Source organism: Spirosoma soli, assembly GCF_042684525.1.
Classification (GTDB): Bacteria; Bacteroidota; Bacteroidia; order Cytophagales; family Spirosomataceae; genus Spirosoma; species Spirosoma soli.
This window is the reverse complement of record NZ_JBHULN010000008.1, coordinates 72,506-89,341: the sequence shown is the minus strand read 5'-3', so window position 1 is coordinate 89,341 and position 16,836 is coordinate 72,506. Positions and strand designations below refer to the sequence as shown.

The 16,836-nt window shown below is 50.6% G+C and carries 9 protein-coding genes and 1 pseudogene; 4 read left to right on the top strand and 6 right to left on the bottom strand.

The window, feature by feature from the left end; translation table 11 throughout:
• Positions 1-24 precede the first annotated feature (24 nt).
• Together ACFSUS_RS14430 and ACFSUS_RS14425 are read left to right on the top strand one after the other, a co-directional pair.
• Complete coding sequence (locus tag ACFSUS_RS14430) at positions 25-3,228, top strand: efflux RND transporter permease subunit (RefSeq protein WP_381523706.1); 3,204 nt, start codon at positions 25-27, stop codon at positions 3,226-3,228.
• The gene (locus ACFSUS_RS14425; protein ID WP_381523704.1) at positions 3,221-4,666 is read left to right on the top strand and encodes a TolC family protein; all 1,446 of its coding nucleotides are present in this window, start codon (positions 3,221-3,223) and stop codon (positions 4,664-4,666) included. Before ACFSUS_RS14430 ends, ACFSUS_RS14425 begins: the two co-directional genes overlap by 8 nt.
• A 159-nt stretch (positions 4,667-4,825) precedes the next feature.
• Here the strand turns inward: ACFSUS_RS14425 and ACFSUS_RS14420 are convergent, their stop codons facing one another.
• The 4 genes from ACFSUS_RS14420 to ACFSUS_RS14405 form a co-directional block, all read right to left on the bottom strand.
• Positions 4,826-7,987: an efflux RND transporter permease subunit gene (locus ACFSUS_RS14420; RefSeq protein WP_381523702.1), complete on the bottom strand. Its 3,162-nt coding sequence runs from the start codon at positions 7,985-7,987 to the stop codon at positions 4,826-4,828.
• A 12-nt stretch (positions 7,988-7,999) separates the two neighbouring features.
• Positions 8,000-9,055: an efflux RND transporter periplasmic adaptor subunit gene (locus ACFSUS_RS14415; protein ID WP_381523699.1), complete on the bottom strand. Its 1,056-nt coding sequence runs from the start codon at positions 9,053-9,055 to the stop codon at positions 8,000-8,002.
• Between the two features lie 23 nt (positions 9,056-9,078).
• Positions 9,079-10,416, bottom strand: a complete 1,338-nt coding sequence (locus ACFSUS_RS14410; protein WP_381523697.1) for a TolC family protein — start codon at positions 10,414-10,416, stop codon at positions 9,079-9,081.
• Between the two features lie 61 nt (positions 10,417-10,477).
• Entirely contained in the window at positions 10,478-10,861 is a 384-nt protein-coding gene (locus ACFSUS_RS14405; RefSeq protein ID WP_381523695.1) for a MarR family winged helix-turn-helix transcriptional regulator, read from the bottom strand.
• 292 nt (positions 10,862-11,153) lie between these two features.
• On the opposite strand from ACFSUS_RS14405, the pseudogene ACFSUS_RS14400 reads away from it, so the two are divergent.
• Positions 11,154-13,208: pseudogene (locus tag ACFSUS_RS14400) on the top strand (glycoside hydrolase family 3 N-terminal domain-containing protein).
• Positions 13,209-13,319: 111 nt separating this feature from the next.
• A complete protein-coding gene (locus tag ACFSUS_RS14395) occupies positions 13,320-14,750 on the top strand; it encodes a Gfo/Idh/MocA family protein (RefSeq protein ID WP_381523693.1) in 1,431 nt (476 codons plus the stop codon).
• A gap of 106 nt (positions 14,751-14,856) precedes the next feature.
• On the opposite strand, the gene ACFSUS_RS14390 is transcribed toward ACFSUS_RS14395, so the two are convergent.
• Together ACFSUS_RS14390 and ACFSUS_RS14385 are read right to left on the bottom strand one after the other, a co-directional pair.
• Positions 14,857-15,636, bottom strand: coding sequence for a MerR family transcriptional regulator (locus tag ACFSUS_RS14390; RefSeq protein ID WP_381523691.1), 780 nt, complete (start codon positions 15,634-15,636; stop codon positions 14,857-14,859).
• 100 nt (positions 15,637-15,736) lie between these two features.
• The gene (locus ACFSUS_RS14385; protein WP_381523689.1) at positions 15,737-16,726 is read right to left on the bottom strand and encodes an N-acetylmuramoyl-L-alanine amidase family protein; all 990 of its coding nucleotides are present in this window, start codon (positions 16,724-16,726) and stop codon (positions 15,737-15,739) included.
• Positions 16,727-16,836 lie beyond the last annotated feature (110 nt).

Below are 16,836 nucleotides of genomic sequence, written 5' to 3'. Positions count from 1 at the left end.
TTCGGTTTTCTAAAACCAGAAAATATGTTCACCAAATTCATACGCAGACCTGTATTCGCTATTGTGATATCGGTCATGATCGTCTTTGTGGGTATACTGGCTATCACGAGGCTGCCGATCTCTCAATTTCCAGACATTGCTCCTACCACCGTAAATATATTTATTGCTTATCCTGGCTCCAGTGCTGATGTTCTGGTAAAATCTACGTTGATTACCCTCGAACAGGCGATCAACGGGGTACAGGACATGCGGTATATCGCGACTGATGCAACCAGTGCTGGTGAGGCTACGCTCCGGATTATATTTGAGCCCGGTACGGACCCGAATGATGCCGTCATCAGGGTGAAAACAAGGGTGGACCAGGTAATGCCGCTTTTGCCCGAACTGGTTCAGCGCGAAGGGGTTATTATTACGCCTATCCAGCCTAGTATGTTAATGTACGTCAACCTCTATTCTAAAGATAAGAGCATTGACGAAAAATTCCTGTTCAACTACGCTACCGTTAAAATGATCCCTGAAATTCAGCGGACCAGAGGGGTAGCCAGAGCCCAGATATTGGGTAGCCGACGCTATGCCATGCGCGTTTGGCTAAACCCGGAGCGCATGCGGGCCTACAACATCTCTACGGAGGAAGTAATGAAGGCCATCGGGGAGCAAAGTATTATCGGTCGGCCCGGCCGGATCGGTCAAAGCTCCGGTATCGCTGCTCAGTCGCTCGAGTATGTGCTTACCTACAAGGGACGGTATAACAAGCCGGAAGAGTATGAAGCCATCATTGTCCGGGCCAATCCACAAGGGGAAAGCATCCACCTGAGGGATATAGCCAGAGTAGAATTGGGAAGCGAATTCTTCGATATCTATTCGAACCTGGACGGTCATGCGTCGGCCGCCATTGTGTTGCGGCAAAACTACGGGAGTAATGCCAGCGATGTAATTGCGGAAGTAAAGAAGAAACTCGAGGTAATGAAAGGCTCATTTCCTCCGGGTGTAGACTACAAGATCAGCTATGACGTGTCTAACTTCCTGGACGCATCGATCGAGCAGGTAATTGATACGTTGCGCGACGCCTTCATTCTGGTGGCCTTTGTGGTGTTCATATTCTTGGGTGACTGGCGTTCTACCCTGATCCCGATTCTGGCGGTTCCGGTATCCTTGATCGGGGCGTTTTTCGTGATTCAGTTCTTTGGAATCTCCATCAACCTGATTACGCTCTTTGCCCTGGTGCTGGCCATTGGTATTGTGGTGGATGATGCGATTGTGGTGGTGGAAGCCGTACACGCCAAGATGGAGGAGGAGCCGCATTTAACCCCCTTTGGTGCGGTCAGAAAAGTGCTTGGGGAGATCAGCGGAGCGATTATTGCCATCACGGCAGTTATGGTGTCGGTATTCCTGCCCATCTCGTTTATGTCGGGCCCCGTGGGTACCTTTTACCGGCAGTTTTCCATTACTATGGCCAGCTCCATCGTGATTTCGGCCATCATTGCCCTCACGCTGACGCCGGTGTTGTGTGCCATGTTATTGAAAAATCATCATGGACATGCCAAAAAGAAAAACCCACTTACTCGGGCGCTCGACAGTTTCAACCGGGGTTTCGATAAAATGACCGGATGGTACGTGGGCTTGCTAAAAGTAATCGTCAGCCGACGATTCGTTACGTTCGCGGTGTTAATTGGTTTCTGTGCGGGAATCGTACTCGTGAATAAAATTCTGCCAGCCGGCTTTATTCCGAACGAAGACCAGAGTACCATTTATGCCATTATCCAGACGCCACCGGGCTCTACCCTGGAAAAAACCAACGAGGTTTCCCGACGGCTCCAGAAAATTTGTGAAGAAGTACCGGGAATCGAATCGGTATCGTCGCTGGCCGGTTACGAGATCATGACCGAGGGCCGGGGCTCTAACGCCGGTACCTGTCTGATCAACCTGAAGACCTGGTCGGAGCGCGATCATACCGTGAAGGAGATCATGGAAGAACTGGAGGAGAAATCGAAAAACCTCGGGGCGACTGTCGAATTCTTTGAACCACCCGCCATCCCGGGATTTGGTACGTCGGGCGGTTTTTCGATGCGTTTGTTGGACAAAACAACCGATACAGACTATCGGGAGTTTGATAAAATCAACAAAGAGTTTATGGATAATTTGAGCAAGCGGAAAGAGCTCACGGGCTTATTTACCTTCTTTGCCGCGAACTATCCGCAATACGAACTGGAGATCGACAATAAACTGGCCATGCAAAAAGGCGTATCGATCGGAAAAGCGATGGATAACCTCAATATCATGATCGGTAGTACGTACGAGCAAGGGTTTATCAAGTACAACCAGTTTTTTAAAGTGTACGTGCAGTCTGATCCTAGCTTCAGAAGGCTTCCATCTGATCTCTTAAAGCTTTTTGTTAAAAATGATGAGGGAGAAATGGTGCCTTACTCAGCCTTCATGACGCTCAAAAAAGGGCAGGGGCCGAATGAGATTACCCGGTTCAATTTGTACAATTCAGCCGCCATTCAGGGCCTTCCGGCTAAGGGGTATACCACGGCACAAGCTATTGAAGCCATTCGAGAAGTTGCCGCCAAGACGTTGCCCAAAGGATATGACATCGCTTTTGAAGGTCTGTCTTACGACGAATCGATTCGGGGAAATGAGTCGCTTTACGTATTCCTGATTGTATTGGCCTTCGTCTACATGGTGCTGGCCGCGCAATACGAAAGCTTCATCATTCCGTTGGCCGTTGTATTCTCGCTGCCGGTTGGGGTATTTGGTTCGTTCCTGGTGCTGAAGATGATGGGGCTGGAGAACAACATCTACGCCCAGATTGGACTCATCATGCTGGTGGGTCTGTTGGGTAAAAACGCCGTGTTGATCGTTGAATTTGCCGTTCAGAAGCGCCACCAGGGCGAAACGATTCTAAACGCAGCCATTGAAGGGGCCAAGGTCCGTTTCCGACCGATCCTGATGACCTCATTCGCCTTTGTGGCCGGATTGATACCATTGATTAGTGCAACGGGGGCCGGCGCTATTGGTAACCGTACGATTGGTGCATCCGCCCTGGGTGGCATGTTGTTCGGCACCATTTTCGGGGTCATCATCATCCCTGGCTTGTATTACATATTTGGTAGTCTGGCCGATGGGCGGAAGATGATCAGAGATGAAGAGGATGACTCGTTAACCGAGAATCTAACGCATCAGTTAGATGCTTTTCCAGTAGAAGAAGAAAGCACAAATCATGTTTAAAAAACTCATATATACAGGGCTGGGCCGCGCCGGCGTACCGGTAGCTTGCATGGCGTTAGCTATAACGTCATGCAAAACCCCGGCATTGGTTACACGAACAGAGAATAGAACCGTTCCTACAAGTTACAGCACCGGTCAGGATACGCTGAATACGGGTAAGGCCAAATGGCGGGAATTCTTTACGGATCCGTACCTGACGGCCCTGATTGATACGGCCCTGCACAACAACCAGGAACTGAACATTACGTTACAGGAGATTCAGGTTGCTCAAAACGAAATAAGAGCCAGAACAGGGGAATATCTGCCGTTTGTAGGTTTGCAAGCGGGCGCAGGCGTTGACAAGGTAGGTCGATACACCCGGTCAGGCGCTATCGAAGAGAATACGGAAATCAGGCCGGGTCGGGAGTTTCCGACTCCTCTGCCAGATTTTCTTTTAAGTGCCAATGTCTCCTGGCAGGTCGATATCTGGAACAAGCTGCACAATGCGAAACGAGCCGCGGCAACCCGCTATTTGTCTAGTATAGAGGGACGAAATTTCACGGTTACGAATCTGGTTGCCGAAATCGCCAATTCCTACTATGAATTGTTGGGACTCGATAGCCAGCTGGATATAGTTAAAAGAAACATTGATATTCAGACGAATGCATTAGCTATCGTGCGAATCGAGAAAGAATCGGCCAAGGTTACAGAGCTGGCGGTACGTCGATTTGAAGCCCAGGTGCTCCGTACCCAGAGTCTTCAATACGACATTCAGCAGCGAATTGTCGAAACGGAGAACCGGATCAATTTCCTCGTAGGTCGGTTTCCGCAGCCTGTTCAACGGAGTTCGCAGGATTTCAATACGTTGGTGCCCGAAGTTATGCATGGCGGTATCCCATCGCAACTACTGCAGAACCGGCCCGACATCAGACGAGCCGAACGGGATCTGGAAGCAGCCAAGCTGGATGTGCAGGTGGCCAGAGCTAATTTTCTTCCTTCGCTGGACCTCTCCGCAGCCGTGGGTTTCAATTCCTATAATCCAGCCCTCTTGCTAAATCCCGAATCGTTACTATATTCATTGATTGGCGGCTTTACCAGGCCATTCGTCAACAGAAACGCCATAAAATCGCTGTATTACAGCGCGAATGCCAGACAGATCCAGGCGGTTTACAATTACGAACGAACCATTTTAAACGCCTACATCGAAGTTGCCAACCAGTTGTCTAATATTAATAACTTGCAAAAGAGCTATGATTTGAAAGCAAAGCAGGTCGACGCCTTGATCCAGTCGACTAATATTTCAAACACGCTCTTCAAATCAGCAAGAGCCGACTATATGGAAGTCTTGTTGACCCAACGCGATGCACTCGAATCGCGATTTGACCTGGTTGAAACTAAAGTGCAGCAACTGAATGCCATGGTCAATACGTACCGGGCGTTGGGTGGCGGATGGAAGTAAATTGGGTGAGGCTGAAAGATAGATACCCCGTCTTAAAGCAAGTACAGAAGGTGTCAAGTAAAGCGACGAAGTAAGCGTTGCGATTAAACATCAACCTTATCAAACAATAGAGCCAGCCCTCAAATCGAAGGCTGGCTCTATTGTTTGATAAGGTTGATCTTAACTTATTGCCTTGGCTACTTCTAATTCCTGTGGCTTTTTGGGCGTCACTTTCTTTTTGGCGAACCGAGCAATAAGCCGGTCAACGACCAGATACATAGACGGCACCACCAACAATGTCAGCAACAGTGAAGATGTTAAGCCACCGATAATCACCCAGGCCATACCATTTTTGGTTTCGGCACCGGCACCACTCGCCAGAGCAATCGGCAGCATACCCAGAATCATGGCCAGTGTCGTCATCAGAATCGGACGAAGACGTTCTTTGCCCGCTTCAATCAGCGCGTGAATAACATCGTGACCTTCGGCTTTCAACTGATTGGCAAAGTCAACGATCAGGATGGCGTTCTTCGCCACCAGACCTAGCAACATAATCATACCCACAATCGAGAATACCGTCAGGCTTTCCATCGTCAGGGCGAGTGCCAGCAACGCACCAATCAGCGCCACCGGAATCGAGAATAACACCACAAACGGATAGACCACACTCTCGTAGAGCGCCACCATGATGAAATAAACCAGCAAAATAGCAATCATCAACGCCAGACCCAGGCTACCAAAGGCATCGGACTGCTGCTGCAATTGGCCTAAATACTGGATAGACACGCCATCGGGCAGTTTCTCCTGTGCCATCTTGGCCTGAATGTCAGCGCCTACCGTACCCACCGGACGCCCAACGACTTGTGCGTTTACCGTGATCGAAGAGAGTCGGTCGATCCGTTCGAGTACGCTTTCTCCCACCTGTTCCTGTACCGTAGCGAACTGCGACAGTTCAAAGGTTTTGCCCTGGTTGTTCACAAACGTCAGGCGGCTAACATCCTGGGCGCTGGTGCGGTCAAACCGATCCAGGCTAACCAGAATATCGTATTCGTTCCCGTTCTGCTTGAACTTCGACTGGTCATTACCCCGGAAGGCGTTTTGCAGTGCCAGACCTACCTCAGATGCGTTGATTCCCAATTGCGCCATCCGTTCCCGATTCAGGTTAACCGTTACTTCGGGCTTCGGATCTTTTACTGAGTACTTTACATCTTGTGTACCTGGCACCGATGCGGTCACCTGTTTCACCAGGGCGGCTGCTTTCCGTATATCGGCCAGATTGGTACCTTTCACCGCAATCATAATTGGGGCCTGCGAGGCTCCAACAATGCCTACCGGGCTTACCGTTACCTTTACCCCCGGAATCTGGCTAACCTCCTGCTTCAGGATTTGGCCAAACTCTTCCGTCGACAGTTTGCGTTGCTTTTTGTCGATCAGCTTCACGTTGATGTCGGCCAGGTTACTGTTCGAGGAGGTTGCTATACCATTACTGCTGTAGCCAACATTGGTGAACACGTTGGTCACTTCGGGGTGTTTCATAATGATTTGCTCCGCCCGTTGTGCTGTCGTGTTCGTTTGATAAATCGACGCCGTTGGGGCCAGCTCAATCTGCACACTCATTTCGGCCTGGTCACTCTGTGGCATAAAAGCACCACCAATGAACCCGGCAGGTACTAGGGCAATGGAGCCAACCAGCAGTACGATAACCCCCAGGAATACCCACCGCTTGTGGCCTAATACCCAAGTCAGAATGCGACCATAGGCATCGGTCAGGCGATCCAGGAAGCGCTCAAAGCCTAAGTTCAGTTTACCCCATAAGGTTTCTGGATTCAGGACTTCGATCTTACCAAAGCGTGAGGCCAGCAACGGAGTCAGGGTAAACGACACAAGCAAGCTCATCAAGGTCGAGAAAACGACCACCAGCGCAAACTCACGTAGGATGTTCCCAATCAAGCCCCCCGTCATGGCCAGTGGAACGAATACCACGACGTCGACGAGCGTAATAGCCAAGGCCGTAAAGCCAATTTCACTTCGGCCATCGAGGGCTGCCTGGCGCCTGTCTTTCCGACCCGTCGGACCGTCCATTTCCAGGTGTCGATTGATGTTTTCCAACACCACAATAGAGTCATCGACCAGAATACCGACCACCAGCGAAAGGGCCATCAGTGTCATCAGGTTCAATGAAAAGCCCATCAGATACATCAGCGCGAACGTTGGAATCATGGACGAAGGCAGGGCTACCAGAACGAACAGCGCCGACCGGAAGCTGTGCAGGAACAGCAGCATCACCAGGGATACGATCAGAACCGCCAGCCCCATATCTTCGACTACCGCGTGGGCCGAAGCCAGTGTGTAGATCGACTGGTCAGACGCGATGTTGAATTTTAGCCCAACGTTGCTGTATTGCTTTTCTAACTGAGCAATCTTAACCTGCGCCTGCTGGCTAACCGACACGGCATTGGCATCGGACTGCTTCTGGATCTGCAAACCAATCGATGGCTGGGCGTTGATGTGGTTAATGGCCGTTGGTTTGGTCGTTGCATCGACTACTTCGGCAACGTCTTTCAGGAGAACCTGCGATCCGGCGTTCCGGCTGCCATCGGTCCGTTGCGCTATAATCAGATCGCGCAGGCGATTCACCGTTTGCACCGAGGCATCGAACCGAATCGAGTACTGCGACTCCCGCGTTTCTAACTGACCCGCCGGATAGCTGGCATTGGCCGCGTTGATGGCCTGCGATACCTGGGCAATTGATAGGCCATACCCGCGTAGTTTCTCGGTGTTGACATTGACCTGGATCTCCCGCTCATTGCCGCCAATGACGTTCACCTGGCCAACCCCCGACACGTTCGATAACTGTGGCTTGATATCGTTGTCGATCAGATCATACAGCGCTGTGGGCGACATCTTGGCCGTAACGCCCATCCGCAAGACCGGAATCTCGTCGGTAGAGAACTTATTCAGAATCGGCCGGTCGGCTTCGTCGGGCAAGAGGTTAATGATTTGCTCGATTTTGCGTTGGGCATCCTGTTGGGCCAGGGTAGTGTTCACCCCGTTCTTCAACTGGATAATTACGCTCGATGCGCCTTCCTGCGAGGTCGATGTCATCCGGTCCAGCCCTTCCAGCGCCGAGAGGGCCTCTTCGATGCGCTTGGTTACGTTCGTCTCAACCTCATCGGCCGAGGCTCCCCGGTAGGTTGTCACTACGCTGATGACGTTGGCCTCAAACTTAGGTAACAGGTTGTAGGACAGCTGCTGGTAACTCAAAGCACCGAATAAAATCAGGACAATGAAGATGGTTGTTACCAGCAGTGGCCGTTTAACCGCTATTTCAGATACAGACATGATTTCTTAAACTTATTTTGTGATTTGTACAGGCTTACCATCGCTCAGGTTCAGCTGACCAGTTGTTACTACCCGATCACCTGCCGATAGCCCCTCAAGTACTTCCAGACTATCGCCAAAATCCCGACCTACTTTAATTGTACGGCGGCTGGCTACGTTTCCATTTACGACATACACGTACGGATTCTTGATACTTTCGACCAGCGCAGCCCGCGGAATTTGTAAGGCTTTCTGGTTCGATTTCTGCGAGAAATCTACATTCACGAACGTACCTGCTTTCAGGCCATTGGCGTTATCAACGGTGATTTCAACCGGATAATTATGCTCTTCGCTGCCTTGTGGAGCAATGTAAGAGATCCGACCATTGAACGTCCGACCCGGAAACACGTCGGCCGATACTTTAACCGACTGACCCTCACGCAAGCCATACACATCACTCTCGTTAACGGGTACCTGCACTTTCAAACGGTTCACGTCCAGTACGCGTCCGAGTACTTTACCAACGGTGATGTATTCACCGGGCTCAATATCCTTCTGCACAATCCGGCCACCAATCGGTGCCTTTACATTGGCATCGGCTATCTGCTTCCTGATCTGTTCAGCCTGGTTGACAGCCGTTTCGTAGTTATATTTTGTTTCGTTTACCTGTATCTCCGTAGTAGCATTACCGGCCAGGAGGGTGTTGTAACGGGCTACGTCTTTTTTCAGCCTGTCAATTGTAAGCTGTGTTGCCTGAAGCGACAATTCTTTCAGCTGGTTGTCCAGTTGCACCAGCGTTGCGCCCTGCGATACGTTGGAACCCAGGTTAAAGTTGACCCTGGTTACCTTGCCTGCCGTGGTAGCAATGATGTCTGCTTCTTTGTATGGAATCAGATTGCCGGTTTTAACAAGCTGCTGGCTGACCGTTCCCTCCGCTACGGGAGCAACGGTTACCGGAATGGCCACGTTCGTCTTAACGACGGGCTGTTTCTGCGCGTCGATCTTCTTTTTGTTCGAAGACAGGCGGAAGCCAATCAGGGCAGTAACGACTAGTAAGGCTGCGACGACGATTAGCGTTGTCTTTTTCATGATCTATTATGCGGTTGTATTTCTCAAAGTTGGTTATAGAACGTGAGGAGTTTACCCTGCGATTGTTCGAGATCAAGGCGGGCCTGGTACAGATTAATCAACGAGTTGATGTAATTGGTCCGGGCTTCGCGGTATGAATTATCCGCATTGATCAGGTCCGTGAGCAGCTTGGTTCCCTGCTTGTATTGTAAGGTGGTGATGTTATACACCTCCTGCGCCAGCTTAACATTACGCTCATCGTTTTGCAGACTTGTCTGAGCCCGCTGAATCTGCGACTGGGCGCTGTTAAACTGAAGCCGGTAGGCCGCCACATTCAGTTTCTGTTGTTCCTGCTGGGTCAGCAGGGTTAGGCGCTGCTGTTTTATCTGAGCGTCTCGCTGGAAACCGTCGAAGATGGGAATACTCAGGCGTAGGCCAAAACTACCAAAGCCCACAAAGTTGCTGAACAGCTTGTCGATGGTCTGAGCTCCCAGGTTCAGCGTACCATAGTTAGCGGTCAGACTGAGCGTTGGCAGGTAACCCGCTCTGATTCGTTGCAGCTGCAAGTCCTGTAGAGCGATATTGGTTTGTGCCTGCTGAAAAGAAACCAGATTGTTCGCATCAAACTGTCCTTGCTGCAGGGTTGGCAGCTGAGTCAGCAGGGTAGAGTCCGACAGCACCAGATTCTGCTCCTGAGGCATTCCCATTTGATACTTCAGTCGGTTCAGGGCCAGGTTTAAATCATTCTCGGCCAGCGCCAGCTGCGACTGGGTGCTGTTATAACTTACCTCTGTCCGCGTATAATCGACTGGCTGGATAACACCGTTGTCGCGCTGCAATTTCAGGATGTTAAGCACCTGCTGCGTCCGTTCGAGGTTATCACGTAGTAACCCAATCTGCTGCTGAGCCACAAACACCTGGTAATAATTGCTGGCTATGTTATAGATAATATCCTCTTGTGTCTGACGTGTGTTCAGGGCGGCCAGCTCCTGATTGGGCTTGTTCGCTTTAATGCCAAGCAAAAGCGATTTATCGAAAAGCGTTTGAGAAGCCTGAGCCGTTACGTTCGTCTGGTACTTCTGACCAATGATGAACACGCGTGGATCGGGGCCAAATACACCAGCGGGAATAACGCTTTGCTGAAGCTTGATGTTGTTGGTCATTGTACCGCTTGCGCTTACCTGCGGCAGATACTGCCCCAGCGCCTGCCGAGCCTGCTGATTCGCTGTTTCCACCTGGTACTGCGCAATGCGAACAGTACCGAAATTTTTAAGGCCATAGTCAATGCAGTCTTTAAGCCGGAAGCCAGGTTGGGCCTGCGCCCAGGTGCTCACCGGTAAAAGCAGACCGAAAAATAAGCCAAGTGCAATTTTACGTTTCATAAATACAATTGTTGAGGTGTCAACTGTAGACGTGTCAACTATTAGATCGAAAAAATGTAAACTACTTATCTAACAACCCGGAGATTTTCCGGAGTGTGATTAAAAATGAGTCTAGTTCGCTAGCGGTCAATTGATCCGTTACCTGCTTGTCAATAGTTTCTGCTGTTTCAATCGCTTTTTCAACGACCAGTTTTCCGGCGGGTGTCAACTGAATCAGGTTTCGGCGACGATCTACATCATCGGATACAATTTTCAGGTAACCATCGCGCTCTAACGTACGAATAGAGCGTTGAATGCCTGATTTGTCTTTCTGAGCCATGTTGGCAATGTCCTGCTGAGATAGCAAACTATCACTTGAAAAGTAGATGATAAACAAGATAGGTAACTGCTCGATCTGTAGCGAGAAACCTGCCTTTGTTAATTCTCGATTAGATCGGCGGGCCATTAAATGACCAACATGGCTAATCATAAAAATGGACAAACGACCTAGCCTCTCGGAAAATTTATCCCTGATGTTAGTCTCTTTATCTACAAGCATGGGGCAAATGTATAAACGTGTTGATATATCAACTAACGTTTTATGGGAAAAGTTTTTCTGCACAGTACAATTTTATGGTAAGCAGATAAAGGGTGTATAGGTAAGCAGGAGTTGCTACCTGCCTTTCTTGCCCTACTTTTCGTCTAAACCCATGAAGCCTAGAAGTTTACAACCAACTCTCTTCTTTCCTGCTGCAATAATGTCCTGTCCAATACGTCAAGGCCTGACCTTTGCCCTGACTGGTCTGCTGCTTACGGTTTTGGGTGCGATCAACGCTGCTCTGAGTCAGGCCAAGACGACACAACTCACCTTAGGCAGTCGATCCGCTAAAATTCTGGAAAAAGATGGGCTTCGGTTCAAGGATGTCAACCGGAATGGGCAAGTGGACAACTACGAAGACTGGTGATCGTCGGCGGAGAAGCGCAGTCGGGACTTGCTGACTAAAATGTCAGAGGAGCAAAAAGTTGGCTTTATGCTTATTAGCACAACGCGTTTGAAAAATGACTGGGCGTTTGAAGCGCCTAAGAATAAAGAGCCTATAACCAGCGACTTCAACGAGGAAGATTTGGTAGCGGATATGAACATGTTCACGCGTAAGCCGCTACCGACGCCCATCATGAATGCGGCCGGTACAACCAAAGCCGTTACGCAGTTTCACCTTCGTCATTTCATCCTACGGGCGAACACAAGCGCACGAATCACCGCCGAGTGGGCCAACAAACTACAGGCACTCTGCGAGAGCGACGGCTTAGGCATTCCGGCCATCGTGGCGTCGAACCCGCGCAATCACATTACCAATGCCGCTGCCATTGGGAAAAGCGTTGGTAAAACTAGTTTCTCGAGCTGGCCGGGCGAGCTGGGCTTGTCGGCCATGCGCGACCTGAAGCTGGTGCGGGAGTTTGCCGACATTGCCCGCCAGGAGTGGGCGGCTGTCGGTTTGCGAAAAGGATACATGTACATGGCGGACCTGGCGACGGAACCCCGCTGGCAACGCACAGAAGGTACGTTTGGTGAAAACGCGGACTGGGTTGCTCAGGTGATTACGGAAGTCGTACTGGGCTTTCAGGGGGCTAAATTAAACCCAACATCTGTAGCTTTAACTACCAAGCATTTTCCGGGTGGGGGAGCCGGGCAAGGTGGCCAGGACCCGCACTTTGACTGGGGTAAGACCGAGGTGTTTCCGGGGGGGATGTTCCAGAACAACCTGATTCCGTTTAAGGCGGCCATCAAAGCCGGTACGTCGGCCATTATGCCCTATTACTCATTACCCAAAGGCACCCAGTATGCCCCCATTGCCTACGCCTACAACCGGGCCGTTATTCATGATTTGCTCCGGACCGAGCTTGGCTTTAACGGCATTATCAATTCCGATACGGGACCCATTGAGATGATGCCCTGGGGCGCAGAGAACCTCACAATCAATGAGCGTTACAAAAAGACGCTGGAAGCGGGTGTTAATCTGTACTCGGGTACGGCTAACCCTGCTAACCTGCTCGAAACCGTAAAAAGCCGTAGGGTCGACATGAAACTGATCGACGATTCGGTCATTCGTTTACTCATCGAAAAGTTCGAATTAGGGCTGTTCGAGAATCCGTATGTAGATGTTGATGCCGCCGAGCGAATCGCGGGTAACGCAAAATTTCAGGAACGAGCCAATCTGGCGCTCCGTAAATCCATTGTGTTGTTACGTAATGAAGCCAAAACGTTACCCATAAAAGCCAGAACCAAAGTATACTTCGAGTCGTATCTCAAAAAGACTGGGGTCGCTGACTCCACAGCTGGGTCGGTGTATGTGCCGACGAATCATCAGTACAGCGTTGATTTTGTCAAAACACCCGAAGAGGCTGATGTGATTCTTTTGTGGATTACACCCGGTGGCAAGTCCTTGTTTGCTTCTGATGGCTCTCCGCTTCACCTGTCCCTATCTAAAAATACCGTGAACACAGCGTACATTAATCGACTGACAGCGAAGAAATCTACCATCCTGGCTATTAACTACACGAATCCGTGGGTAATCGACGAGATTTATAACAAAGATAAGCCCGGCAATATCAAGGGTGTTCTGGCCACGTTCGGTACTACTCCCGATGCCTTGTTGGATGGGGTGTTGGGCAAGTTTGCACCAACGGGTAAGATGCCATTCACGACGCCTATATCGGAAGACGCCGTAAAAAGCCAGAAAGAAGACGTACCCGGATACAAGGAAGGAGCGGGGTACGCACTCTTCAACTATGACGAAGGGATAAGCTACTGAACGTATTGGCATACGCTTAGCCGCCCCCGACTGATCAGTCAGAAAAGTAGATAAACCAGAAACTTCACTTATTTTTATCCAGTCTTTACTCATTCTCAATCCATTTTCAGCATGAAACGTAACCAAACCGAAGCTTCGTCTGGCAACGGTGAGACAAACTCCCGCCGATCGTTTTTAAAGACTCTCAGCATTGCGGGAACCGCAGCGGCCACTGCACCAGCCGCGTTGGCCGGGTCGGCTGCCTCTACTCCGCAATACCTCAATCTGGTCAGAAACCACGCCAGTACGTCGGCCAACGACAAAGTGCGCATCGCCCTGATTGGTACGGGTGGTATGGGCATCGGCGATACGCAAACCGCGCTGATGGTGGACGGCATCGAGATGGTAGCCGCCTGTGATCTGTACGATGGGCGGTTGCGTCGGGCAAAGGAGCTTTGGGGTGATCAGATCGCCGTTACGCGGGATTATCGTGAGTTGTTGGAGCGTAAGGATATTGATGCCGTCATTAACGCTACAACTGACCACTGGCACGAAAAAATATCGTCGGACGCTATGCGCAAAGGCAAGCACGTATACTGCGAAAAGCCGATGGTGCAGAAGGTGGAAGACGGGCATACGCTGATTAAGGTATCGAAAGATACGGGTAAGGTGTTTCAGGTGGGCAGCCAGTTTGGTAGCTCTATCATTATTGCCAAAGCTCGTGAACTGCTCAAAGCTGGTGACATTGGCGAGATCGTCTTTGCCGAAGCCCAGTACGACCGGCACAGTGCTATGGGTGCCTGGCAATATTCTATCCCGCCCGATGCCTCGCCACAAACCGTTGACTGGGATACGTACCTGGGTAGCGCACCTAAACGACCCTGGGACCCCCTCCGCTTTTTCCGCTGGCGCAATTATCAGGACTATGGTACCGGTATCGCTGGCGACTTATACGTCCACCTGCTAACCTCGCTGCACACCGTTACCGGCTCAAAAGGGCCCAACCGCGTGTATTCGAGCGGGGGAATCCGGTACTGGAAAGACGGTCGGGATGTGCCCGATATTCAATTAAGTATCTACGATTATCCGAAAACGGCCGAGCATCCCGAATTTAACCTGACGACCCGCGCTAACTTCGTCGATGGCGGTGGTGGTGGCTATCTTGTGCGGATTGTGGGTACCGAAGGTGATTTGTCGATTGGTTGGGACAGCCTGACGGTTCGGCGGAATAAATTCCCGAAGGCACCAGGTATGTCAGTCGACAACTTCCCGAAAGACCAGAAGGAGCTGTATATTCAGGAATACAACAAACTGTATCCGCAACGGGCTGAAATGGAAGGACCGAAAGAGTTCAAATACACGGTTCCCAAAGACTACAAAGGCGATCGGTACGAGCACTTTGTTAACTTCTTTGAGTCGGTACGGAATAATAAACCAAACGTGCAGGACGCTACGTTTGGGTTGCGGGCCTGTGGTCCAACGCAGTGCGGCAACATGAGTTATTTCCAGAAGAAAGCCGTTAGCTGGGACCCAATCAACATGAAAATCCTGAGTGCTACCTAGCGACCCACTATTTTCGTTACAGAGGCACAGAACACACAGGTTAGTAGGCATTCAAAAGCTTGCTAATCCGTGTGCGCTGTGCCTTTGCGTTGAAAAGCATTGCGTCTTATGCGCTTAATTGCGTATTCGCAAAATACGTCATGGCTTTGTGCAGAAAAGCCGCGTAGGCTGGGTTGGCCTGGCCATTTTGACTGGTAAACCGCGGGTCGTCAATGTACAACTGCGCTAAGCCTTTGTATGCTTCAGCCATGTTCTTACTTTTGCACACATCCTCTCCCCAAAATCCCCGAATGTTGGTGTAATGCCGGGCAATCTGTTGTTGCACGGCCGCGCTGGCTGGGTCGTCATGGATCATCTGCAGGAGGGTTTGCGTGATGTCCTGCTGGTCGGCTTTGAGTCGTTCAACTCCAGCCTTACCGAGCTGGCGCAGGTTGTTTTCGCTCGCTTCGACCTCTTTAGCGCCGTATTTATCAACCGCTTCGCGTCGATACGCTTCCGCCTGTTCCCTGGGGAAGCCTGCATAAAGTTCTTCGTCTGTCATCATGCGTTGTTCGCCTTTTAGTTTAGAAATTGTTTTGTCAATCGTTCCTAACAGCGTTGTCAGCCGATCCCGGCGGTTTTCTAAGGCACAGCGGTGGCTTTCCAGCGCGGCCATCATATCGAATGCTGGGTCGTTCATGATGCGTCTGATTTCGGCGAGCGAGAAATCCAGTTCCTTGTAAAAGAGGATCTGCTGCAGTCGGATTAGCTCTTTCTCACCATACAGCCGGTACCTGGCCTCGGTGCGGACTGATGGTTTTAATAAACCCAACCGGTCGTAGTGGTGCAGCGTGCGCACACTAACCCCCGCTAGTTTGGCCAGTTGGTTGACGGAATACGGTCTCATCTTCGTCGTTCATTTTGATTGACGAAGCAAATGTAGCCTATGACGTAAGGGGAGAGTCAAGCGAAATTTTAACTTTTTTTCGGCTGGTTGGCAAAGCGTTTTACCGCAAACGATAATCATCCATAATGCCCTGCGCCATCCAGCTGGCCAGCGCCTGGCGGTTAGCGGCCAGCACAAAGCGTCGTTGGTCCTGCCGGTTCTGGATGTTCCCCAACTCGATAAATACCGTGGGCGGATGGCTGTTCCTGACGACATAGAGCGTACTGCGCGTGGTTACGTTGCCCGAATATGGCCGACCGGGTTGGTAACGCCTGTAGTTTGTCTTGAAACGTCGGTGAATGTGTTGGGCTAGTCGCCTGCCGACGGCGCTACGGTCGTGATGATAAAAGAAAACGTCGATATTCTGGCCCTGGCTGCGGCTGTCGACATGAATCGTAATAAAGCGCTGGTATGCTTTTTTATGACGGGTGTAGAGCCGGTTGACGGCGGTTGTCGTCTGATTGAGCCGGGCGGTCTGGTTGAGGGGAATGCGCTGATGGGGGTAGGCTACTTCGTCTCGGTCGAGCTTCAATACGGCATCATTCCGAATACCGTCGTTAGGGTCCTGCACCATCATGTAGACGGTTGCACCCTGTTGCTTTAACAACTGCGCTAGTCGAATGGTAACGTCGTAGGCATACTCATCTTCGGGCAACAGATTACGGCCGTACCGACCAATAGCGCCTGGGTCGGGGCCACCGTGTCCCGAAGCCAGATAAAAGATAGTGCCGCTGAGTGGCCGGCGACCAGCTACAGAACGTGCCGGTTGGCGGCTTTTGGATGACCGTACCTGTTGTTGGCTCGGCTTTACTTTTCTTTTTGTGGCGGTACGACGAGCCGCTTTACCTTGTTTGACGCGTTTCGTTCCAGCCCGTTGTTTTTCCGCCTGTTTGAAGGGGAAAGTAGACCGGACTGTTGGTAATAGCGTTGCGGATGCATGGTGATATTCGCTTAATCTACGGTCAGAAGAGTGAGTCTCTATTTCAGACGTTAGCTTACCGGACTTGCCAAAAAGGGAGAGAAAAAGAAAAGAAAGTAAAAGCGTCTGCAACGGGTTGATTTGCTAAATAAATAGGTGCGCTTGTGGAAGCGTTCAGGTTATTGTTTGCCCGAAATGACCTCGCAAACGAAAGCACAAAAGTATGGTTAAAGCGACGGGGT

Bases quoted from the DNA above. Each gene is read 5' to 3' on its own strand.
- ACFSUS_RS14390 (WP_381523691.1), bottom strand. From the start codon at position 15,636: ATGAGACCGTATTCCGTCAACCAACTGGCCAAACTAGCGGGGGTTAGT.
- ACFSUS_RS14425 (WP_381523704.1), top strand. From the start codon at position 3,221: ATGTTTAAAAAACTCATATATACAGGGCTGGGCCGCGCCGGCGTACCG.
- ACFSUS_RS14395 (WP_381523693.1), top strand. From the start codon at position 13,320: ATGAAACGTAACCAAACCGAAGCTTCGTCTGGCAACGGTGAGACAAAC.
- ACFSUS_RS14410 (WP_381523697.1), bottom strand. From the start codon at position 10,416: ATGAAACGTAAAATTGCACTTGGCTTATTTTTCGGTCTGCTTTTACCG.
- ACFSUS_RS14430 (WP_381523706.1), top strand. From the start codon at position 25: ATGTTCACCAAATTCATACGCAGACCTGTATTCGCTATTGTGATATCG.
- ACFSUS_RS14405 (WP_381523695.1), bottom strand. From the start codon at position 10,861: ATGGCCCGCCGATCTAATCGAGAATTAACAAAGGCAGGTTTCTCGCTA.
- ACFSUS_RS14420 (WP_381523702.1), bottom strand. From the start codon at position 7,987: ATGTCTGTATCTGAAATAGCGGTTAAACGGCCACTGCTGGTAACAACC.
- ACFSUS_RS14415 (WP_381523699.1), bottom strand. From the start codon at position 9,055: ATGAAAAAGACAACGCTAATCGTCGTCGCAGCCTTACTAGTCGTTACT.